This window comes from Candidatus Thiodiazotropha endoloripes, assembly GCF_001708965.1.
GTDB lineage: Bacteria > Pseudomonadota > Gammaproteobacteria > Chromatiales > Chromatiaceae > Thiodiazotropha > Thiodiazotropha endoloripes.
The window spans coordinates 60,985-82,295 of the sequence record NZ_LVJW01000006.1 but is presented as its reverse complement, the minus strand read 5'-3'; the positions used below and the strand labels follow the sequence as shown (position 1 = coordinate 82,295).

The following is a 21,311-nucleotide window of genomic DNA, read 5'->3' as shown; positions in this document are numbered from 1 at the left end:
CGGATTTGCACACTTGTCCATTCGACTCGGAGAACTAGCTGAGGCGGTAGGTGCTGAGCTGCGCGGAGACCCGGGGATCGCCATTCAAGGGGTTGGTACGCTGCAGCGTGCCACAGAAGGGCAGCTGAGTTTTCTCAGTAACAGTGCGTATCGACGCTACCTTGCGGAGACCGGTGCTTCAGCCGTGATTCTGTCGGAGGAGGCCGCAAGCGACTGCAGCGTGGCCGCACTGGTCACCGATAATCCCTATCTGACCTATGCGCGAGCTGCCAGCCTGCTTTTTCCTGTTGCAGAAGCCGCCCCGGGAATTGCCGATTCTGCGGTGATTGCCGCATCGGCTGAAATCGACAAAAGCGCCTCGATAGGCCCCTGCAGCGTTATCGGTGAGCGAGTCAGGATTGGTGCCGACGTGGTTGTCGGCCCAGGCTCAGTGATTGAATCGGAGTGTGAGATCGGCGAGCAGACAAGGTTGGTGGCGCGGGTAACCCTGTGCCATCGGACTCGAGTTGGCGCCCGCTGTCTGCTGCATCCGGGCAGCGTCTTGGGTGCCGACGGTTTCGGTCTGGCCAATGATCAGGGACGATGGGTCAAAGTTCCTCAGCTGGGAAGGGTCTGGCTCGGGGATGATGTGGAGATTGGCGCCAATACCACGGTTGACCGAGGTGCTCTTGAGGATACGATCCTGCATGACGGTGTTAAGCTCGATAATCTGATACAGATCGCACACAACGTGGAGGTGGGCGAGCACACCGCAATGGCGGGATGTGCCGGCGTTGCCGGCTCGACGAAGATCGGCCGGAACTGTACTATCGGCGGTCAAACCGGTCTGGTAGGGCATATCACGATCGGTGATAATGTACACATTTCAGGTGCGGCCCTGGTTTCTCGTTCATTTCCCAAGGCAGGCTATTACAGCGGTAATCTTCCCGCGATGGAGAATAGTGCTTGGCGAAAGTTGATCGCCAGGCTCAGACGCCTTGATGATATGGCTAAAGATCTGAAATTGTTGAAAAAAAAGGTGAAATCTCTCACTGGAGAGTCATTCAAATGAAAAGTTTGAGTCATGGGAGGGTAGTTTGATAGCGATGGACATCAATAAGGTGCTGAGCCTGCTGCCGCACCGTTACCCCTTTCTGCTGATCGATCGGGTCACCGAGTATGAGAAAAATACCCGTTTGCAGGCGTTGAAGAATGTCACCTACAACGAACCCTTTTTCAATGGACATTTTCCGATTCAACCGGTGATGCCCGGTGTGCTGATCGTTGAGGCGATGGCCCAGGCGACAGGCCTGTTGGCGATGGAGTCCAATCCGGAAACGGTGAATGAGACCACCATCTATCTGTTTGTCGGTATCGATAAAGCACGCTTCAAGCAGCAGGTAGAGCCTGGTGATCAACTGATCATCGATGTGCAGCAGAACAAACTCAAGCGGGGCATCGGTTTCTTTACCTGTTCAGCGACTGTGGATGGCCGCACTGTGGCCACTGCAGAGATCATGTGTACTGCCAGGGAGATAGGCAACTGATCGACTCACGCGCAGTTATAGATCCACAGGCGGAACTGGATGAGGGGGTCACCGTCGGACCCTTCTCGATCATTGGTGCTGATGTGAGTATCGGCGCCGGTACGGTGATTGGTCCCCATGTGGTTGTCAATGGGCCGGCCCGCATCGGCAGGGACAACCGCATCTACCAGTTTGCCTCAGTCGGTGAAGATCCCCAGGATAAGAAATATGCGGGAGAACCGACTTCACTGGAGATCGGCGATCGGAATGTGATTCGGGAGTTTGCCACCCTGCATCGAGGCACGGTTCAGGATCAAGGCGTCACCCGCATCGGCAACGATAATCTGATGATGGCCTATATCCATGTAGCCCACGACTGTGTCTTGGGTGATCATGTAATCATGGCCAATGCGGCTTCACTGGGAGGCCATGTGATTATTGACGATCATGCCATTCTGGGAGGCTTTACCAAGGTACATCAATTCTGTCGTATCGGCGCCCACAGCTTTTCCGGAATGGGCTCTGCGATCAATATGGATCTTCCTCCCTACATGATGGCAGCTGGCCAGCCGACCAAGCCCCATGGTATCAATCGTGAGGGGTTGAGCCGAAGAGGTTTCAGTAAGGATGTCATCCAGCAGATCAAGCGGGCTTACAAAATTATCTATCATTCAGGACAGCGTCTGGATGCAGCACGTGAGGAGATCGAAAGCCTGGCCACGGAGACTCCTGAACTGAAGATTCTCGTTGATTTCCTCTCCCATAGCGGCAGAGGCATTCTGCGATAAACTTCGCTCGACTCTGCCTTCAGAGCACCCTCTGATGCAATCCACAAACCAGCCAAAAGCAATACGTGTCGGCATCATCGCGAATGAGGTCTCTGGTGATCAGCTGGCAGCAGCCTTGATCCAAGCCTTACGGGAGCGGTCGCCAGAGATGGTTTTTGAAGGTATGACCGGCCCACTGATGGAGGCGGCCGGTTGCCGTTCCCTGGCCAGCATGGATCCGGTGATGGGGCTGTTCGAGGTGATCGGTCATCTGCCCGGATTACTGAAAACCCGTCGACAACTGATCAGACACTTTCTCAATGACCCCCCGGACCTGGTAGTTGGTGTGGATGCACCGGATTTCAATCTCGCGCTGGAGACCCGACTCAAGCAGTCGGGCATCAAAACCGCCCACTGGGTGAGCCCCACTGTTTGGGCCTGGCGACAGGGGCGGGTTAAAAAATTGCGTCAAGCGGTCGACTTAATGTTGTGTATCTTCGATTTTGAGGTTGATTTTCTGCAGCAGCATCAGGTGCCTGCTGCCTATGTTGGTCATCCGCTTGCTGATCAGATACCTCTGCAGCCGGCGGATCCAGTTGAGCTCAGAAGTGAACTGGGATTGGTGCCCGAGCAGCCGGTGGTTGCACTGCTTCCTGGCAGTCGGATGAGTGAAGTGAGTCGGTTGGCTGAACCTTTTGCAGAAACGGCTTGCTGGTTGAAGCGGCAAAAACCTGAACTGCAGTTTGTCGCACCGATGGTGAACGAGACAATCAAGCAGGCGTTTCAGGCTGCCTTGGCAAAGCAAACGCCGAGTGTGGATGTGAAACTGCTTGACGGTGAATCCAGGCTGGCGATCGGCGCCGCAGATCTGGTTTTGACCGCTTCCGGTACCGCTACGCTTGAGACACTGTTACTGAAGAAGCCGATGGTCGTTGCCTACAGATTGTCACCGCTTACAGCCTGGTTGATCCGTCGGTTCAAGCTGCTGAAGACGCCCTATGTGGCGATAGCCAATCTGCTTTCTGAGAAGATGCTGGCGCCGGAGTTTCTGCAAGAGGCCTGCCAGGCGGAACTGATGGGGCAGGCGATCATCGATCTGTTGGATGATTCGCAGCAGCGTGAGGAAATTGCCAAGCGTTATCAGCAGATCCACCTGCACCTACGGCAGAATGCGGCTGACAGGGCAGCGGATCTGGTTCTCGAATTGATTGGCCCGAAAGCATGAAGAGGCGGGCACTATCCGGCTGAAATTGAATTCATTGCCGGATTAACGGAGGCTTTGGAGATGGTTCCAAAACCGATAGACAGGCCCTTATCGGTTTTCGATAGGATGCGTCAGTAAGCGGATATAAGGAGGCACATTTCAGGCAATGGCTGCACTACTACACGAGCTGATATTTGAGTCTGCCATCGACAGGCCGGAACAGCCAGCGCTGCAGTATAAGTCCTCGCTGCTCAATTATATACAACTGGAGAGTCAGCTTCGGCTGTTTGCAGGTTCACTGCAGACAATCGGCATCGAGCCCTCGGATCGTGTAGCGATCTATCTGCCGAAATGCCTGGAAAATGTGATTGCCATCTTTGGTACTCTGGCCGCTGCAGCGGTGTTCGTGCCGATCAATCCGGTGCTCAAACCCCACCAGGTGTTGCATATCCTGAAAGATTGCGATGCCAAACTGCTGATCACAACCTGCGGTAAATATCGTGCGTTGGTGGATGATCTCGATGAAGCCGTGGATCTGAACAATCTGGTGGTGATCGATGATTGCGATATCAGTGAAGCCACGGCAGGTGTGCAGCATCTCTTCTCATGGGATGGCTTCATGCATCTGGATCAGCCGCAAGGTCTGCCGCAAATCAGTGACACCGATCTCGCCGCTTTGCTCTATACGTCCGGCAGTACCGGCAGCCCCAAAGGGGTGATGCTGAGTCACCGTAACATGGTGGTCGGCGCGAAGAGTGTGGCCGAGTATCTGGATAACCGCCCCTCTGACCGGATTCTGGTCGTCCTGCCACTCAGTTTCGACTATGGGATGAGTCAGCTGACAACCGCGTTTCTGGTGGGCGCTACGGCGGTATTGATCAACTATCTGTTGCCGATGGAGGTGATCAATACCCTGGTCAAAGAGCGTATTACCGGCCTTGCCGCAGTACCACCGCTCTGGAATGCGCTGGTTGAGCTGAAGTGGCCAGCAGAAGTTGCAGACCATCTCAGGTATATCACCAGCTCAGGTGGCGTGGTGCCGGTGGAGACTACAGGGCAGTTACGGCGTAATCTGCCGGATACCGATATCTATCTGATGTACGGTTTGACCGAAGCCTTTCGCTCAACCTATCTGTCGCCGGATCAGCTCGATCGTCGCCCAACCTCCATGGGGCAGGCGATACCCAACGCCGAAGTAAGGGTATTGCGAGCTGACGGTAAGCCCTGTGAAATCGATGAACCTGGTGAGCTGGTTCATCTGGGCCCATTGGTGGCCCAGGGTTACTGGAAAGATGATCAGGCCACCCGGCAGCGGTTTCGTCCGATTCCCGACAGCCCGGATCAATCGATTGCTGTATGGTCCGGTGATATTGTGAAGCGGGATGGTGATGGTTATCTCTACTTCATCGGGCGAGCCGATGATCAGATCAAAACCTCTGGTTATCGGGTCAGTCCACATGAGATTGAATCAATTTTTCAGGCTACGGGATTGTTGAACGAAGTGGTGGCCCTGGGGATACCCCATCCAGTGCTGGGTCAATCCATTGTGCTGATCGTTGCACCCAAGGTGGATCAAGGGGTTACCGAAGAGCTGTTGATCAATCTCTGTAAAAAACAGTTGACCAGCTATATGATTCCCAGCCGGATTATCATTCGTAACTCAATGCCAACCAATCCTCACGGCAAACTGGACAGGAAGTTGATGGCGCAGCAGTTAATGGATGATATTGCCGATCAGTAACCCGCAGAATCCAATTTGAAACAGTCCGCGCATATGAAATCGAAACAGAAACTGCCTATTGCTCAGCTTATCGCTGGGGTTGATGAAGTCGGCCGGGGTCCGCTCGCCGGGCCGGTTGTGGCGGCTGCCGTCATACTCCACCCTGAACAACCGATCGAAGGGCTTGCCGATTCAAAGAAGCTGAGTGAAAAGCGGCGTGAGAGCCTCGATCTGATCATCCGTGAAAGGGCTTACAGCTGGTCTCTTGGACGTGCAGAGGTGGAAGAGATCGATCGTATCAACATTCTGCAAGCCAGTCTGTTGGCGATGAAGCGGGCGGTTGAGGGGTTGGCGGAAGCCCCCGGTCATGCCATGGTGGATGGCAAGCATCTGCCACAATTGAGTTGCAGTGCCGAAGCGGTGATCGGTGGTGACAGTCGTGTTGAGGTGATCAGTGCGGCTTCGATCATTGCCAAGGTCGCCAGGGACAGAGAGATGGTTGAACTGGATCTGAAGTATCCCGGTTATGGATTGGCCAGGCATAAGGGTTACCCCACCAAGCAACACCTACAGGGATTGGAGGATCTGGGCGTTTCTCCCATCCATCGCCGATCTTTCGGGCCGGTAAAGCGTTTGTTGGATTGAGGCAATATCGCTTGCCTGGGTATGTGCGCCTGCTACACCAGTAACTGCACGGTGGGTATCGCCACCCAGAAAACGGAATTGAGACAGGGTCTGAAGATCGAGAAGGGGGCCGGGCAGTTGAACAACTTCTTCCGCGCATCAACTGAATTGATGCAGGTGATGGCACGGGCCTGTGGTCATGATCACCTGAACGGATTCTCCCTGGATGATCTGACCACCTTCGATCGGGAGATGGCTCATCTCACCGGGATCGCCTATGCCGGTGTCTATTCGGGCTGAGCCCCTCATGCCTGGGAATGCTGAAACCTCCGGCAGTCGACAATCCTGTTTAATCAACTGCCGGAGGTCTGCTTTCGCTGGTTAAATATTGGATAGCGCTTCAACGCCCTGTTCGATATTCAGTTTTGTCGCCGCTTCGGTCGCCAGCATGATTCGGTTTGCCGCAATGCTTTCATCCTCTCGGGTCTTAACTGCGGAAGTGACAATCGATCGCTTCCAGACTACTTTTTCAGAGCTGCCCATTTTCAATGCCCAGGCTATCTCAACATTGACAGTCATATCTTTACCGGCAACGGGTTGCCCGACTTTGACAATGAAAAGTTCCAGTTTGTAGTCCGGATTCTTATCAACCACCTGCTTGAAAAGTTTGGTTTCCACGATGGTATCCTTGACAGCATTCTGCAGTGTCTCATTGGGCACTTCGTTTATGCCGAGAGGGTCCTTTTCCCTGCCTCCGGAAACTGAAACCGAGAGGGTGTCGTTGAAATGTCTGCCAACGGTAGTACCTTCCGGAGTAATCCCCTCTGATGTCAACTGTTTGGTCTGCGCGCATCCTGTAATGAGGAGAAAGATCGCTACCAGTAGCAGAACTCCTGATTGATTGAATCCTTTCATTTTATTCACCCTTTTCAATTTTCAAAAACATGGCGTCGATGGTTTCCGAAGCCATCTCCTTGGTGGACTTGCGGGCAAGAGAGGTACGAATCGTCTCTCCGGCTACTATGGGGTAACGACTTTTCGCGTCACGAAATTCAACATTGAGTTGAATCAGGTAGTTGGACATATCCCAAAACCAGCGATCTTCATAGGTAACCAGAATATCGGTATCGGAGGCTATTTTTGCGGCTGGACCGTGAGTGGCCTGAAAGCCTTTCTCTCGCAACAGCTCACTGATTTCGGCGTCGATATTACGCTTATCCTGGGATTGGTGGATGACATAGAAGTTCTGGATGGCAGTCTGGTCCCGGTTCGGGACAAGCTTTGTATTATTGCTGACTACAGCGCATCCGGTGAGTAGTGTAAAAGCGGCAATGAGTGTGATTGTTAGGCTGTATTTCATGTGAATTCCCTATCTGCCTGAGAAGCGAAGTGTGGAGATTAACGTCTAACAAGGGACATTTCCAGAGAGGGAAGTTGATGTCGATCAGTCAAATAGTGATAAATCCCATATCAATCGCATCGATGGTATTTTATAGCATCAAATTGACCTTTGGCCTGTATTGGAACTGGTAACTGGTCGCTGATCAGGGGGGGTGACTCTGATTTGGGATGCTGGGTTTATGCTGTTGAAATATAGAAGGAATAACTACTATTCCGAGTCTATTTCGGATGCTTCTCCCGGGCAAATAGTTAGCCAATGCTACGTTTGAAGAGGTCGGCAAAAGGCAATTGCGGGCTCATCTTTTGAGTTCATTTCAGGTTAGAATAGCCAGGTCGGTTGGACTCAACAATAATCCAGATTTCTTATGAGTGACTCGGTTCCGCAAGTGCTATTCACTGTTCAAAATGCAACGTCAAAGGGCTCTTGGTAAACGATGGCAGCGAGCTTTGTACATCTTCGTGTGCATTCCGAATACTCGCTGGTTGACGGCCTTGTAAGGGTCAAACCGCTGGTCAAGCAGGTAGCGGAGCAGGGGATGCCGGCTGTCGCCCTGACCGATCAATCCAATCTGTTTGCCCTGGTGCGTTTCTACCAGGCGGCCCTGGCGGCCGGTGTCAAACCGATCGCCGGAGTGGATGCCTGGATTCGCAATCCGGATGATGTGAACACCCCCTACCGACTGGTGCTGCTGGTACAGAATCAGGTGGGATACCAGAATCTGACCCGACTGGTATCCCGCAGCTACCGGGAAGGCCAGCACCTGGGGCGGCCACTGATGGAGCGGGAGTGGCTGATGGGCAATACTGAGGGCCTGATCGCTCTCTCCGCCGGTCGTCACGGTGATGTGGGTCGGGCACTGCTGGCGGAGAATTCCTCGCAGGCCAAACATCTGTTGAAGGGATGGCTTGAGCTGTTTGGTGACCGCTACTATCTCGAACTGCATCGGACCGGACGGGCGGATGAGGAGCGCTGCCTGCATCAGAGTGTGGCGCTGGCAACTGAATTCGGGGTGCCGGTGGTGGCCACCAACGACACCCATTTTCTCCAGCAGAGTGACTTCGATGCCCATGAAGTGCGGGTTTGCATTCATGAAGGTCGTACCATCGACGATCCAAGACGGCCGAAAAACTATAGTGATCAGCAGTATCTGCGCAGCCCGGAAGAGATGGAGGCGCTGTTTTCCGATATTCCCGAGGCGCTGCAAAACAGCCTGGAGATTGCCAAACGCTGCACCATTGAGCTGACACTGGGTAAGAACTTTCTGCCCGATTTCCCGATTCCAGAGGGGATGACCATCGAGGAGTTTCTCGAAGCGGAGTCCCGCAAAGGTCTCGATTGGCGACTGAATCATATCTTTGATACTGGCTCGGCGGAGTTTGCGGAGCAGCGCAAGATCTACGACGAACGTCTGCAGGTGGAGCTCGATGTCATCAACTCGATGGGATTTCCTGGCTACTTTCTGATCGTTGCCGACTTCATCCAGTGGGCTAAGGACAACGATATTCCGGTCGGCCCCGGACGTGGTTCAGGTGCCGGCTCCCTGGTTGCCTATGCACTCAAGATCACCGACCTCGATCCGATCGAGCATGAGCTGCTGTTCGAGCGCTTTCTCAATCCTGAGCGTGTCTCGATGCCCGACTTCGATGTGGATTTCTGCATGGATAAGCGAGACCAGGTGATCGACTATGTGGCGCATCGCTACGGACGGGACTCGGTTTCACAGATCATCACTTACGGCTCCATGGCGGCCAAGGCTGTGGTGCGGGATGTGGGACGTGTGCTTGGTCATCCCTACGGCTTTACCGATCGGGTGGCCAAGATGATCCCCTTCGAGATCGGCATGACCCTGGATAAGGCACTGAATGAGAGTGATGATCTCAAGCACTCCTACCAGACCGATGAGGAGGTGGGTGAGCTCATCGATATGGCGAAGAAGCTGGAGGGTTGTGCACGCAACGCAGGCAAACATGCGGGTGGCGTGGTGATCTCGCCAGGTCTGCTCACCGACTTCACCCCCCTCTACTGCGAAGCCAATGGCGAGGGGTTGGTAACCCAGTTCGATAAGGACGATGTGGAGAAGGTGGGGCTGGTCAAATTCGACTTTCTCGGCCTGCGTACCCTGACCATCGTCGATTGGGCGCTGAAGGCGGTCAATGGGGAACGGGTCAAGCAGAACCTTGAACCCCTGGATATCAATGCCATTGCGATGGATGACAAAGGCTCCTTCAAGCTGCTGAAGAGCGCTGAGACCACAGCGGTATTCCAGCTTGAATCCCGAGGCATGAAGGAGTTGATCAAGAAGCTGCAACCCGACTGCTTCGACGATATAACCGCGCTGGTTGCCCTGTTCCGACCCGGGCCGCTGCAGTCGGGCATGGTGGATGATTTCATCAATCGAAAACATGGTCGTGCAGAAGTCGCCTACCCCCATCCGGATCTGGAGCCGATCCTGAAGCCTACCTATGGCGTTATCCTCTACCAGGAACAGGTCATGCAGATCGCCCAGGTGCTGGCTGGCTATTCGCTGGGTGGCGCCGATCTGTTGCGTCGGGCGATGGGTAAAAAGAAACCCGAGGAGATGGCCAAGCAGGGGGAGATCTTTCGCAAAGGCGCGGTGGAGCGGGGTGTTGAGGAGGCGACAGCCACCTACATCTTCGATCTGATGGAGAAGTTTGCCGGATACGGTTTCAACAAATCCCACTCGGCGGCTTATGCCTTGGTCTCTTATCAGACCATGTGGCTGAAAGCTCACTATCCGGCTGCCTTTATGGCGGCGGTCTGTTCAGCGGATATGGACAATACCGATAAGGTGGTGCCGCTGATCGAAGAGTGCCGGCGCATGCAACTGAAAGTCGAAGCACCCCAGGTGAATCTCTCCCACTACAAGTTTACCGCAATCGATGAACAGACCGTGGTTTATGGTCTGGGTGCGATCAAAGGGGTTGGTGAGTCGGCCATCGAATCGGTGATTCAGGAGCGTGAGAGTCACGGGGTATTCGAAGATATCTTTGAGTTCTGCCGGCGCATCGATCTACGCAAGGTCAACCGACGGGTGCTGGAGTCACTGATCCGCGCCGGTGCCCTGGATGGTCTCGGAGCCAACCGGGCAACCCTGATGTTGCAACTGCCCCTGGCGCTGAAACTGGCGGAGCAACACCATGCCATGGAAGCGGTCGGACAGAATGATCTGTTCGGCATGGGAGAGCCACAACCGGCGGAGGCGAGTCATACCCAGGTGATTCCCAAGGATGTGGAAGAGTGGGAGGAGGAGCAGCGTCTGCAGGGTGAGAAGGAGACTCTTGGGCTCTATCTCACCGGCCACCCCATCGATCGCTATCTGGGAGAGCTGGACTCTATCTGCAGTAGCCGTATCGGTGATCTGAGTCTCGATGGTGCGCCGGCCGGAGGACAGCGTCGTCGGGGCGTTCCGGTGGTTGTCAGCGGTCTGGTGGTTACCGCTTCCCATCGTCAAACCCAGCGTGGCCGTATGGGTACCCTGTTGCTGGATGATCGCAGCGGACGCATCGAGTGCACCCTGTTCAATGAGAACTATGAGCAGCATCGGGATCTGATATCGGCGGACAAGATTCTGGTGGTTTCAGGTATGCTCAACTACGACGAGTTTCGTGGCGGATTGAGTATCCGTGCCGATAATCTGTTGACCATAGAGCAGGCCAGATCACACTACGCCCGGATGCTGAATATACACATGCGAACCGATCAACTGGAACCGGGGCTGCTCTGTGAAAGCCTGGAGCAGACACTCTCCCCCTATCTTGGCGGGACCACTGGAGTGAGACTTCACTATCGGAATGCAGAGGCCAGCGGCGATATCCAATTGGGCAAGGATTGGCGGGTCAATCCCACGGATGAACTGTTGAAACGCCTCGAGCAGCTCTTCGGGGTGGGCTCGGTCAGTGTGGGTTATCGGCACTCTGCGGGTCAGGCCGCCTTTGGCAAGCAGCAGCCACCGGCAGCCAATCGACAAAGACCGGCCAGCGGTGGCTGAGCAGATTCAAAGCAGTCGACAGCTCAAGCTTTGCGCATGACGTAAAAGTTGTTCTGGATATCGTGATCCAGTTGATGCACGGCGACCGAGTCAAAACCGGCGATGCTCAACATCTCCAGCGCCTGCTCTTCACCCCACATGGTGCCCAGACCTGCCCCGCCATTGGACAGGGAGACTGTCATGCAGTGCATGGTGGAGAGGGTATAGAGCAAGGGTCCGATCGGATGATCGATATTCTTCTCCAGATGACTCGAAGCCCTGATGTCCTGCATCAGAAAGGTGCCGCCTGACTTCAAAGTTTTATGTATGCCGTTGAGAACGCTTTGCGGTGTGGTCTGATCGTGAATGGCATCGAAGGCGGTCACCAGATCAAACTCATCCATTTCCGCTCGCTTTTCGAACCCGGTCAGATCACGTTGCTCGAATCGGAGATTGTCCAGTCCCATCTGCCTGGCGGCATTACGGGCATAATCAAGCGCCTCTTCTGAGAGTTCATAACCGACAAACCGACTGTTGGGAAAGCGGGCGGCGAGATGGCACAGCGCCCGGCCACGGCCGCAACCGATGTCCAGAACCCGGATACCCGATTCGAGTGATGGGATCAGTGAATCAATCAGTGGCAGGATATGTTCGTCCAGGGCCGCCAATACAGTCTGTCCACTGTCATCCGCCATCACTTCATGAAAGCGTGGGTAGTGTTCATAACCAACACCGCCTCCGAGGCGAAAGCAGTCAATCACCTTATCCTCAACCTGCCCCATCAAGCCGATATACTGGGCGAATACAGCCATATTGTCCGGAGAGGAAGAGCGTGTCAGCAGGGCAGCATGGCTGTCAGGCAGGCTGTAGTGCTGCTGTTGCGGATCGTAATCCAGGATGCCTCCCGATACCATGGTGGCGAGCCACTCTTTGACGTAGCGCTGATTGAGACCGGTATGGTTGGCGATCTGGGTCAGTGTGGTCGCCGGGAGTTCTGCCAAGGCATCGAACAGGCCGGTACGATGACCGATCGAGACCATCAGGGAGAGCGCGCCCTGGTTCAGCATATCCATCAGTTGGTCGGCAAAGGCCTCGACGCTTTTGCCCTGGGTGGGCATGGGTATACAGGCATTACACATTTGGATTCCTCCGTTGGTTTGAATTCTGTGTGCGGTATACCTAGCCTAGGTGAAAGGATTTTAAGCAGACAATACAGCAATGAAAATTAATTTTGATAGCTGTAAATATATGAATAAAAAAGAAAATATATGATTTGCTCGGTGGGTGGCCTGCCGCTTGTACTGCAATTGGGCCGGGTTTCTGAATCATGGTATAAAATCAACGGAGAAAAACCGGGAAATGGTTTAACACTTGGAGCCAAATATGCCTCGTGACGGTACAATTACCCGCAACAAGATCATGGATATAGCCCAACAGATGGTATTGAATGTTGGACTCACCGGTACCTCGGTAGATAAAGTCATCGTTGAAGCCGGGGTGACCAAAGGGACCTTTTTCTACCATTTCAAAACCAAGCATGATCTGGCAGCGGCTTTGATCGAACGCTATGCCGATCAGGATCAGCACCACTTTCATGATTATATGGCGAAGGCTGAACAGTTGGCTCGGGATCCGCTGCAGCAGCTGTTGATCTTCATCGGCCTGTTTATCGAAATGACAGAGCAGCTTGAGGATCCGTTTCCCGGTTGTCTGTATGCGGCCTACTGTTATCAGAGCGGCGCCATCTCAAAAGATGTGATGAGCAGAATCGAGGAGATGATGCATTTCTGGCGGGATCAGTTGAGTCATAAACTTGAAGCGGTCAATCAACTCTACACGCCTCAGCTTCCAGTCACCCATACACAAGTTGCCGATCACCTGCTGACCACCTTTGAAGGTGCTTTTGTGCTGTCAAAAGTGATGAATGAACCAAAGCTTGCATCCGAACAGCTGATCCAATGTCGAAATTACCTGGAGCTACTCTATCGGGCTGACGGATAGTATGGCTGGAGAGATTAACTGCCATCGTGGATCCCGCCGGTGAAACCGCAGTTGATCCAGCGGGATGCCATCCACGGATTATTTTTCTGCCAGGCTGCCGCCAACAATCTTTTCACAGCTTCCTTTCAGAACCAGCATCCAGGCGTTGCCCTGTGCATCGACCTTGGAGGAGCCGGCACAACTGGTACCCGGTCCTGCCTTACAGTCGTTCTTGCCCGCTTTCGCGACACCGTAACATTTTTCCGTATTTGCCGATCCGGCGGCATGGGCCTGTCCCAGGGTCAGGGCCGTGGTGATTGCGCCGGCAATAATGGCAGTTTTTGCACTCTTGTTCATCTCGTTGCTCCAAAGGTTGGTATGGAATTTATGTAATCAAACTGTGTAGCGATATCTGGCTACGTAGAGGTATACGAAGCTTGGATCAAAATAGATTCAACAGAACACGATGAAAAAAATCGGTCGTTGTCAGGAGTAATAATGGGTAACGGAAATTGTTGTTCAGAAACCCTGAAACCATTGGCGTTTGAATGCCTGTAACAGGCACATTGAATCAAAAGCCGTATTGATCGATCTGATTGTGTGGTGAGAAAAGAGGGCGTGAGGCTATGGATCAATCCAGCTTCAACATTTCCCTGACACGGTCTTTAAACAGATGGCCTTTGGCTTCATCATTGATATCGATCACCATGGTATCGATTAATCGATGCACACTGTTCAGGCTGATTTGTGTCGGTTGGGTTTTCATATAATCGTCACAGACGATTTTGGCTATCGGGCCAATGAACTCAATCGACTCCCTGATAACTACTTCGCATACGTCATTTTTGTTGAAGACCTTTCCAGAAGTGGCTTTACTGTTTATGGGCCTGGAATTTGTTGTATTGTGAGCGGACCCATTTGGCCGGTTTTTACGCTCATGACTTCGTGTATTGATCATCTTCAGAATTTCAGGTGTGGTTGGCAGAGTCTGCTTGCCGATGGTCAATTTAAGCGAAGGATTGAAGCTCATCCGGCCACTGTCGATCAGTCGGATCGCTTCGATCGCCTCGACACCCCGGTGTTCTGCATAGGCTAACCAAGTGATTTCACCTCGATTCATGACGATGCGTGCGGATAGTCCGCTGCTGAGGTTGTAGAAGACAGTACCGCTGGATCTCTCTCTGCAGAGGGTAACTAGCGCCTTGATGAATTGTCGATGGTCAAGAATACCGCCGTCAACCATGTTGCCCTCCTATATGTTTGGGTGGTTGTTGTTCAGCCATTTGGTCACTGACTGAATGACAGGTATGCCAAACCAGCATCAAAGGTAGTATTGCTATCAGTATCATCTCAATCGACAATCTGAAAAAGATCCCAAAACGTACCGGGCTGCTCTCTGCCATCGGGTCTCTCCTGCCTTGAAGAAATAAAACTTTTTATATGAAATCCATATCAAACGATTCGTTTTAGTTGCAACGTGATTGTAATACGGAAAGCATGGTTGCCTGGGTCGATGTTTTCCCGGTGATCAGAGAGTGCATACCTCCTTGTGGACCTGTATGCAGGATACAGCGATGCCACATGTCCGGTTGTGGTTGAGGAGATGAGACGAGGTGGTGGCGAGAACTTGCAAGCGATCGAGTCTTCCAAAAATAGTGATGATTCCCTGTTTGTCTCATACAGATAATCTGTATGAGCGTGGTTGGTGAGTAACGTATGGAATACTGCATGCTCACTTGATTCGACAGAAGATCCTTCTAGCTCTCCCTTAAGTATCTGCGGTTTCCATACACGCAAGATTCCAGAATATTGAGATTATCGATTGATGGTTGTGCGTCATGCACGGGTTCGGTGACGTGAAGAAAATATAAAATAAAGTCACTGGAACACATAATTACAACATCAATTGTAGGTCATTTCACTATTCAACTAGCCTGATTGTCAATGATTTTTAAGGATTTAGTATGACTAAAAAAATTACGCTGTTATATTAATGCGCAATCAATTTGATATTGAGAATATGAATAACAGTTATATTCCAAATGAATGGCATGTTGGGAATTCGCCTGCTGATTAGAGTTCTTAAGCGAACCCTGATGCAGAATCACGAGTCGATAGCATTGTTCATCCGGGAGAAGGCTTTTGGTGATGCTTGGTAGTCACTGTTGCTTGCAATTTGCGCTGTTGTCTTAACTCTACAGTGGCTGTAACTAGACTATTCTGTTACCGGGTTAATAGTTCAACTGCCTTGAGCAGTGGAACATAAAGCAAAATCTCGCAGGGCCGAATAAGCTACTTGTTAAGTTTAAATATTGCATGACCAATCATAATCTCTATCTTCGTCTCGTAGGCGATCGTTTTGAAAAAACAGCAAGCCAACCGTTTCTGATCACCCCGGGGCGCCGACCGCTTCTGTTTTCAGAGTTGGACAGGATGACCGGTTGTGTTGCGGCAAGACTATTGGAACTCAATGTTGAGCCTGGCGATCGGGTGATGGTGCAGGTGTCAAAATCGCCTGAGTCTGTGCTTGTCTATCTGGCCTGTCTGCGGATCGGTGCCATCTACACTCCGCTCAATCCGGCCTATACAACGGCCGAGGTCAGCTATTTTATGACGGATTCAAAACCGCAACTGCTTATCTGTCAGCCGATTGAGCGGGAGAGCTTATTTGATCTATCCCTGGCGTGTAAGGTGCCCCACATCAGAACCCTGGGTAGTGATGGTGATGGGGATCTTATGCACGGCCTGGAAAGTTTAACGCCTGAAATGACCGTGGTAGAACGAGAAGCTGATGATCTGGCAGCGATACTCTATACCTCGGGTACAACCGGCCGCTCCAAAGGCGCCATGCTGACCCATCACAATCTGGCCTCCAATGCAGAGGTGCTACACAGCTATTGGCATTGGCAGGATCAACATGATGTATTGCTGCATGCACTGCCGGTGTTTCATGTACATGGTTTGTTCGTTGCATTGCATTGTGCACTACTTGGTTGTTCGACAGTATATTTTCTCTCCAGATTCGATACAGGTCAGGTTATTGATCGTCTGCCGGATTGCACGGTCATGATGGGTGTGCCGACCTTCTATACCAGACTCCTGAGTGACGCAAGATTGACTCCGGAACTGTGTAGCAAGATGCGACTCTTCATATCCGGTTCCGCTCCCTTGCTGGCGGAAACCCATCGGGAGTTTGAGCAACGCAGCGGATTTCAAATACTTGAACGTTACGGTATGACAGAAGCGGGCATGATTACCTCAAATCCCTATCATGGCGATCGTCTGGCCGGTACAGTCGGCTATGCATTGCCCGGTGTCTCGGTACGCATTGCCGACAACAATGGAAATGAGTTGCCTCGGGGTGCAATCGGTGTGTTGGAGTTGAAAGGGCCAAATGTTTTCAAAGGCTATTGGCAGATGCCGGAAAAGAGCGCTGCGGAGTTTCGTCAGGGAGGATGGTTCATCTCCGGTGACAATGCAATCATGGACCAGACAGGTCGTATCTCCATCGTCGGGCGTGCCAAGGATCTGATCATCTCCGGGGGGTACAATATCTACCCGAAAGAGATTGAAGCGGTAATCGATACCATCCCGGGGGTGGCGGAATCTGCAGTAGTCGGTGTGCCCCATGCGGATTTCGGTGAGGCTGTGGCGGCCATCGTGGTCAAGGATGGCAGTCGTCAGCTCGGCGATCAGGAGATCATCGAACCGCTACAGGGGAGGCTGGCACGCTTCAAACAACCCAAGCGGGTCTTTTTTGTCGATGAGTTACCGCGCAATAGCATGGGCAAGGTGCAGAAGGCAGAGTTGCGCGACACCTACAAAGAGAGTTTCGGTTCAAAATGAATAGCAGCCAACTGGAACAGCGTATTCGTGAAGGTATTCCGATTGCAGCAGAGATGGCGTTTCGTGTCTCTTCTCTCACGGATGGTGGGATTACGGTTACTGGCGGTGGTGAGCAGAACCATAATGTACACGGTACCGCATTTGCCGGTTCTCTCTATGCGATCGCCACTCTCTCCGCCTGGGGACTGGTTCAATCCCGTCTGCCCGAGGGGGCAGAACTGGTGATGGCAAGGGGTGAGATAGAGTACCGTAAGCCGGTAATCGGTGATATCGTTGCCCACTGTAACATTGAGAGAGAGACCTTCGACAGCTTTCTCGAGAATCTGCGACTGAAGGGCAGGGCACGCCTCAAGGCGGTATCCGTAATAGAGAGCGATGGAGGAGTGGCTGCTGAATTCAGCGGATTGCTTCATGCCCGCCTGAGAGAGGCTTCAGGTGCGGTCGATTGAATCCATCGGCCCTTCAGTAGCCGCTGTCGAGTAGGTCCGATGTGAAGTATTCAGGAGCATACAATGCCGACATACGATTACAGATGCGAAGCCAATGGCCGGGTGGTTGAGGTCAGTCACCGAATGAGTGAAGAGATCCTTAATTGGGGAGAACTCTGCAGCAAAGCGGGTATTGAAGCGGGGGATACTCCGGCTGAAAGCCCGGTGAAACGACTCGCCACCGGAGGGAATGTGATAACCGGCGGAGTCGGCAGTGATCCTGTTCCCCCCTGTGCTACAGGCGGCGGATGTCCCGGTGGCAGCTGTGGGATTGGCTGATCTCAGCTGAGACGCAGAGGTAATTGGCCTAAACCAATAACTTCTCGGGCTTTTTTTTCACCTACTCCGGTCTGTAACAGCATTCAGGCTGGGCTGTCCCAATGGGCTGTTTTCCGGTATATTTCCCGTCATGGACCTGAACTTTCTAGAATTCGAACAACCGATCGCAGAACTCGAGGCGAAGATTGAAGAGCTTCGTCTGGTGGGCAGCGATAATGAAATCAATATCCAGGACGAGATCACCCGACTGGAAACCAAATGCCAGTCGCTGACAGAGTCGATCTTCTCCAACCTGAAGCCATGGGATATCTCCCAGCTATCACGTCATCCACAACGGCCCTATGTGCTCGATTACATCGATCGGATCTTTGATGAATTTCATGAGCTCCATGGTGACCGCACTTTTGCAGACGACCACGCCATAATCGGTGGAATGGCCCGTCTGGAAGGGCGTCCGGTGATGGTGATCGGCCATCAGAAAGGGCGTGACACCAAGGACAAGCTCTATCGGAATTTCGGCATGCCTCGCCCTGAGGGTTACCGCAAGGCGTTGCGACTGATGGAGCTGGCAGAGCGTTTCAAACTGCCGATCATGACCTTCATCGATACCCCGGGAGCCTATCCTGGGGTCGGTGCTGAGGAGCGGGGGCAGAGTGAGGCGATTGCACGTAATCTCAAGGTGATGTCCGGTCTGAGAACGCCGATTATCTGTACGGTGATTGGAGAAGGCGGTTCCGGTGGCGCCCTGGCGATCGGTGTCGGGGACCGGATTTTGATGCTGGAGTACAGCACCTATTCGGTGATTTCACCGGAGGGGTGTGCCTCGATCCTGTGGAAGAGTGCTGAAAAGGCGCCATTGGCGGCGGAAGCCATGGGGATTACCTCCGATCGGCTGAAAGAGCTCGGTTTGATTGATGAAATCGTTGCCGAGCCCCTTGGTGGAGCCCATCGGGATATCGAAACCATGGCGAAGAACCTCAAGCACGCGCTGCTGGAAGGCATCGACAACATCACCAGTATGGCCATCGACAAACTGCTCGATACCCGCTATCAGCGGTTGATGCAGTACGGCCAGTTCTCCGGGGAGTAATCCTCAGGGATCTCCCGTGTCCCTCTCACCAGACCAATTGAAACAGACTCTCGACAGCCTGCCACAGGCAGGCTGTTGTTATCTGGCATTCAGCGGCGGTCTGGACTCATGCGTGCTGCTCCATCTACTGCATGAGCTTGTTCCGCAGCTCCCTTATCCCCTGCAGGCGATCCATGTTCATCATGGTTTACAGGCCGGAGCGGATGCCTGGCAGCAGCACTGCGAAGCGGTTTGTGCCGGCTATCGTATTCCCCTGATTACCCTGGCGCTTGATCTGCAACCGAAAAAGGGTCACAGCCTTGAGGCTCTGGCCCGCGCAGCCCGTTATCAGGCTTTGGCCAGACAGCTCTCACCCGGTGACCTGTTGCTCACGGCTCAGCACCAGGACGACCAGGCTGAAACCCTGTTGCTGCAGCTGCTGAGAGGTGGCGGTCCGGCTGGTCTGGCGGCAATGCCTCTGCTCAGCGAATTCTCTCCAGGCTGGTTGGCAAGACCCCTGTTGCATCAATCCAGGCAGTCGATCGAGGCCTATGCAGAAGAGAAGGGGTTACGCTGGCAGGAGGATCCATCCAATCAGGATCAGCGATTTGACCGTAACTTTATCCGCCACCGTGTGATGCCTCTGCTGCAGTCCCGTTGGCCTGCGGCCCCAGTTACCCTCGCCCGCTCCGCCCGCTTCAGTGGTGAGATGCTGACACTGGCAAGGGAGGAGATGGCCGTGGAGCTGGAGCGGGTGCAAAAGGCCCAGTCCGGCAGCCTTTCAGTGGCGTTGTTGCGGGAGATGTCTTCAATGCGGATCAGACATCTGTTGCGCTTCTGGATCGAACTCAACGGGGCGCCAATGCCCAACTCAAAAAAGTTGATGCGGATTGAAAAAGAGTCGATTCACGGGCGCGAGGATGCAGAACCGTTGGTAGTCTGGAGTGGCTGGGAGATTCGCCGCTATCGGGATGATCTGATCCTCAGACAAAGCAGACCTGCGGAACCCCTGCCGGAGTCCATTGACTGGCAGAATAAAGAGAAGCTGGTACTGCCATGTGAGTTGGGAATCCTGATTGCAACAGTTGGTTCAGCAGGCCTGGATAGAGAGCGCTGGCAACAGGGAAAGGTTGAAGTCCGATTCCGTCAGGGTGGTGAGCGTTGTGTTCCGGCTGGTCGTGGTCATCACAAATCCCTGAAAAAGCTTTTCCAGGAGCGTGGAGTGCCCCCCTGGAAAAGGGCTCAAACACCCTTGATCTATATCGACGGAGAGTTGGCTGCAGTTCCCGGATTGGTCACCTGTGAAGGATTTTCAGTGGCTGAAAGTGAGCAGGGTATTCTGCTTCAAATCTCCCGAAGCATACCCGAATAGAGATTCTGCTATTGGCATACTCTCTACATTAACTCGCAATCATTGATACTCGCATGGCCTATCTGAGTATCCAATCGTCGAGATTTAAACTGGGAATTCGAACCAAGTTTGTATTCAAATTCACTGTTGTCTCTTTAACATTCAATCCAACCAGCAGCAAGACTATAAGCACCTCCCCTTTGCCGGGTGCTGATGACCGGAAAAAATCAGTGCGTGTGTGTTTCTTAGATGATCATGGCGGTGCTTTACCTTCTTGCTAACCTTAAGACTGATGGTCGCTCAGTAAGCGCCAAGGTGTTTCATTGTGTTAAATCAAAGCGAAACTGGTGGGGCCATGCCCCACCAAATAGGGTTTGAGTAAGCACCATTCAGGTCTGTTTAATCTTACCCTGTGAAGATTCTCAATCTTTGAATGTGTGTCACTGCCATGGCTTATACCCTTCAAACCCTAGGAGAGTTTTTACCAGATCAAATCATCAGGTACCTGATAATCAGCATAGGGATCGTCCTCCGAGCTTGGCTTTTCCTCGGTCAGGTCGATGACCAGGCTGGGATTACGCTGACGTATTTTTTCCGCGATTTCATTCGGAACCAACTCGAATACCCCATTGCAATTCACAATGACGAGTTTTTTAGAGATGATCAGTTTATGGGTCTCCGCTGATACATACATCTGTTTGACTTTGCCCTTGTTGTCGAAATAGAAGGGTTTGTCATCTTCGTCATTGCTGCGTGGGTGGCGATGGGCTTCGACCAGCTGTTTGATCTGACCGGCGATTTCCCGCTGTTTTCGGGCTTCTTCTCGACGCAGGTTGAGTTCCCGGTCTTTTGCCGCTTTCTCCTGCTGTTTCAGCTGTTGTGCCGTAGGTTGGGCTGTCTCTTTCTTGTTGCGCTGCTGACGTGATTGTTTGCGAAGCTCTTTGCTGGCTTTGTTGGCCTTGTTTTTATCAACCAATCCGGTTTTCAGGAGTTGATCTTGTAGTGTATTTCCCACGGTAGCACGTCTCGTATCGAGTCAATCTTTTAGATAATTGAAGTGGTCGGTTTCTAGGGCCAATTGGATTCGT

Annotated in this window: 20 protein-coding genes; 14 read left to right on the top strand and 6 right to left on the bottom strand. The window is 52.7% G+C overall.

Translation table 11 applies throughout. The features are described from left to right. Nucleotides 1-13 precede the first annotated feature (13 nt). From lpxD to A3193_RS10990, 7 genes are all read left to right on the top strand, one after another. The gene (gene lpxD / locus A3193_RS11020; protein WP_069014823.1) at nucleotides 14-1,051 is read left to right on the top strand and encodes a UDP-3-O-(3-hydroxymyristoyl)glucosamine N-acyltransferase; all 1,038 of its coding nucleotides are present in this window, start codon (nucleotides 14-16) and stop codon (nucleotides 1,049-1,051) included. Between the two features lie 34 nt (nucleotides 1,052-1,085). After that, nucleotides 1,086-1,526, top strand: a complete 441-nt coding sequence (gene fabZ, locus A3193_RS11015) for a 3-hydroxyacyl-ACP dehydratase FabZ (RefSeq protein ID WP_069006157.1) — start codon at nucleotides 1,086-1,088, stop codon at nucleotides 1,524-1,526. Next, a complete protein-coding gene (gene lpxA / locus A3193_RS11010; RefSeq protein ID WP_414630443.1) occupies nucleotides 1,499-2,293 on the top strand; it encodes an acyl-ACP--UDP-N-acetylglucosamine O-acyltransferase in 795 nt (264 codons plus the stop codon). Before fabZ ends, lpxA begins: the two co-directional genes overlap by 28 nt. A gap of 34 nt (nucleotides 2,294-2,327) precedes the next feature. Continuing rightward, nucleotides 2,328-3,497 (top strand): lipid-A-disaccharide synthase, encoded by a 1,170-nt coding sequence (gene lpxB, locus A3193_RS11005; protein ID WP_069014822.1) that lies wholly within the window; start codon nucleotides 2,328-2,330, stop codon nucleotides 3,495-3,497. 145 nt (nucleotides 3,498-3,642) lie between these two features. Next, on the top strand, nucleotides 3,643-5,217 hold the full coding sequence (locus A3193_RS11000; protein ID WP_069006155.1) for an acyl-CoA ligase (AMP-forming), exosortase A system-associated: 1,575 nt from the start codon (nucleotides 3,643-3,645) through the stop codon (nucleotides 5,215-5,217). Nucleotides 5,218-5,250: 33 nt separating this feature from the next. Then, a complete protein-coding gene (gene rnhB, locus A3193_RS10995; RefSeq protein ID WP_069006154.1) occupies nucleotides 5,251-5,841 on the top strand; it encodes a ribonuclease HII in 591 nt (196 codons plus the stop codon). Nucleotides 5,842-5,847: 6 nt separating this feature from the next. Beyond that, entirely contained in the window at nucleotides 5,848-6,120 is a 273-nt protein-coding gene (locus A3193_RS10990; RefSeq protein ID WP_320410385.1) for a glutamate synthase-related protein, read from the top strand. A gap of 81 nt (nucleotides 6,121-6,201) precedes the next feature. On the opposite strand, the gene A3193_RS10985 is transcribed toward A3193_RS10990, so the two are convergent. Next, complete coding sequence (locus A3193_RS10985) at nucleotides 6,202-6,735, bottom strand: hypothetical protein (RefSeq protein WP_069014819.1); 534 nt, start codon at nucleotides 6,733-6,735, stop codon at nucleotides 6,202-6,204. A gap of 1 nt (nucleotide 6,736) precedes the next feature. Continuing rightward, nucleotides 6,737-7,180, bottom strand: a complete 444-nt coding sequence (locus tag A3193_RS10980) for a hypothetical protein (protein ID WP_069014817.1) — start codon at nucleotides 7,178-7,180, stop codon at nucleotides 6,737-6,739. A 475-nt stretch (nucleotides 7,181-7,655) separates the two neighbouring features. Here A3193_RS10980 and dnaE point away from each other — a divergent pair, with 475 nt between their 5' ends. Then, complete coding sequence (dnaE, locus tag A3193_RS10975) at nucleotides 7,656-11,231, top strand: DNA polymerase III subunit alpha (protein ID WP_083218734.1); 3,576 nt, start codon at nucleotides 7,656-7,658, stop codon at nucleotides 11,229-11,231. 23 nt (nucleotides 11,232-11,254) lie between these two features. Here the strand turns inward: dnaE and A3193_RS10970 are convergent, their stop codons facing one another. Continuing rightward, nucleotides 11,255-12,349, bottom strand: coding sequence for a class I SAM-dependent methyltransferase (locus tag A3193_RS10970; RefSeq protein WP_235614978.1), 1,095 nt, complete (start codon nucleotides 12,347-12,349; stop codon nucleotides 11,255-11,257). 244 nt (nucleotides 12,350-12,593) lie between these two features. On the opposite strand from A3193_RS10970, the gene A3193_RS10965 reads away from it, so the two are divergent. Then, nucleotides 12,594-13,211 carry a TetR/AcrR family transcriptional regulator gene (locus A3193_RS10965; protein ID WP_069014814.1) on the top strand — a complete coding sequence of 206 codons (618 nt, stop codon included), beginning with the start codon at nucleotides 12,594-12,596 and terminating at the stop codon, nucleotides 13,209-13,211. 78 nt (nucleotides 13,212-13,289) lie between these two features. Here the strand turns inward: A3193_RS10965 and A3193_RS10960 are convergent, their stop codons facing one another. Both A3193_RS10960 and A3193_RS10955 read right to left on the bottom strand, forming a co-directional pair. Next, nucleotides 13,290-13,547, bottom strand: a complete 258-nt coding sequence (locus tag A3193_RS10960) for a BufA1 family periplasmic bufferin-type metallophore (RefSeq protein WP_069006149.1) — start codon at nucleotides 13,545-13,547, stop codon at nucleotides 13,290-13,292. Between the two features lie 274 nt (nucleotides 13,548-13,821). Beyond that, nucleotides 13,822-14,433 (bottom strand): DUF8082 domain-containing protein, encoded by a 612-nt coding sequence (locus tag A3193_RS10955; protein WP_069014812.1) that lies wholly within the window; start codon nucleotides 14,431-14,433, stop codon nucleotides 13,822-13,824. Nucleotides 14,434-15,506: 1,073 nt separating this feature from the next. On the opposite strand from A3193_RS10955, the gene A3193_RS10950 reads away from it, so the two are divergent. The 5 genes from A3193_RS10950 to tilS all read left to right on the top strand — a co-directional run bounded on the left by A3193_RS10950 (nucleotide 15,507) and on the right by tilS (nucleotide 20,244). Then, nucleotides 15,507-17,036 carry a malonate--CoA ligase gene (locus tag A3193_RS10950; RefSeq protein WP_069014803.1) on the top strand — a complete coding sequence of 510 codons (1,530 nt, stop codon included), beginning with the start codon at nucleotides 15,507-15,509 and terminating at the stop codon, nucleotides 17,034-17,036. Then, nucleotides 17,033-17,485 carry a YiiD C-terminal domain-containing protein gene (locus tag A3193_RS10945; RefSeq protein ID WP_069014801.1) on the top strand — a complete coding sequence of 151 codons (453 nt, stop codon included), beginning with the start codon at nucleotides 17,033-17,035 and terminating at the stop codon, nucleotides 17,483-17,485. Before A3193_RS10950 ends, A3193_RS10945 begins: the two co-directional genes overlap by 4 nt. A 63-nt stretch (nucleotides 17,486-17,548) precedes the next feature. Then, complete coding sequence (locus A3193_RS10940; RefSeq protein WP_069006145.1) at nucleotides 17,549-17,803, top strand: FmdB family zinc ribbon protein; 255 nt, start codon at nucleotides 17,549-17,551, stop codon at nucleotides 17,801-17,803. A 130-nt stretch (nucleotides 17,804-17,933) separates the two neighbouring features. Further along, nucleotides 17,934-18,893 (top strand): acetyl-CoA carboxylase carboxyl transferase subunit alpha, encoded by a 960-nt coding sequence (accA, locus tag A3193_RS10935; protein WP_069006144.1) that lies wholly within the window; start codon nucleotides 17,934-17,936, stop codon nucleotides 18,891-18,893. A 16-nt stretch (nucleotides 18,894-18,909) separates the two neighbouring features. Next, nucleotides 18,910-20,244: a tRNA lysidine(34) synthetase TilS gene (gene tilS, locus A3193_RS10930; protein ID WP_069014800.1), complete on the top strand. Its 1,335-nt coding sequence runs from the start codon at nucleotides 18,910-18,912 to the stop codon at nucleotides 20,242-20,244. A 460-nt stretch (nucleotides 20,245-20,704) separates the two neighbouring features. Here tilS and A3193_RS10925 read toward each other — a convergent pair whose 3' ends face one another. Further along, nucleotides 20,705-21,238 (bottom strand): DUF2058 domain-containing protein, encoded by a 534-nt coding sequence (locus A3193_RS10925; RefSeq protein WP_069014799.1) that lies wholly within the window; start codon nucleotides 21,236-21,238, stop codon nucleotides 20,705-20,707. Between the last annotated feature and the right edge of the window lie 73 nt (nucleotides 21,239-21,311).

Coding starts and splice junctions, on each gene's coding strand:
- A3193_RS10955 (WP_069014812.1), bottom strand. CDS start 14,433: ATGGTTGACGGCGGTATTCTTGACCATCGACAATTCATCAAGGCGCTA.
- A3193_RS11000 (WP_069006155.1), top strand. CDS start 3,643: ATGGCTGCACTACTACACGAGCTGATATTTGAGTCTGCCATCGACAGG.
- fabZ (WP_069006157.1), top strand. CDS start 1,086: ATGGACATCAATAAGGTGCTGAGCCTGCTGCCGCACCGTTACCCCTTT.
- A3193_RS10980 (WP_069014817.1), bottom strand. CDS start 7,180: ATGAAATACAGCCTAACAATCACACTCATTGCCGCTTTTACACTACTC.
- A3193_RS10965 (WP_069014814.1), top strand. CDS start 12,594: ATGCCTCGTGACGGTACAATTACCCGCAACAAGATCATGGATATAGCC.
- A3193_RS10960 (WP_069006149.1), bottom strand. CDS start 13,547: ATGAACAAGAGTGCAAAAACTGCCATTATTGCCGGCGCAATCACCACG.
- A3193_RS10950 (WP_069014803.1), top strand. CDS start 15,507: ATGACCAATCATAATCTCTATCTTCGTCTCGTAGGCGATCGTTTTGAA.
- lpxB (WP_069014822.1), top strand. CDS start 2,328: ATGCAATCCACAAACCAGCCAAAAGCAATACGTGTCGGCATCATCGCG.
- rnhB (WP_069006154.1), top strand. CDS start 5,251: ATGAAATCGAAACAGAAACTGCCTATTGCTCAGCTTATCGCTGGGGTT.
- dnaE (WP_083218734.1), top strand. CDS start 7,656: ATGGCAGCGAGCTTTGTACATCTTCGTGTGCATTCCGAATACTCGCTG.
- accA (WP_069006144.1), top strand. CDS start 17,934: ATGGACCTGAACTTTCTAGAATTCGAACAACCGATCGCAGAACTCGAG.
- A3193_RS10970 (WP_235614978.1), bottom strand. CDS start 12,349: ATGTGTAATGCCTGTATACCCATGCCCACCCAGGGCAAAAGCGTCGAG.
- A3193_RS10940 (WP_069006145.1), top strand. CDS start 17,549: ATGCCGACATACGATTACAGATGCGAAGCCAATGGCCGGGTGGTTGAG.
- A3193_RS10985 (WP_069014819.1), bottom strand. CDS start 6,735: ATGAAAGGATTCAATCAATCAGGAGTTCTGCTACTGGTAGCGATCTTT.
- A3193_RS10945 (WP_069014801.1), top strand. CDS start 17,033: ATGAATAGCAGCCAACTGGAACAGCGTATTCGTGAAGGTATTCCGATT.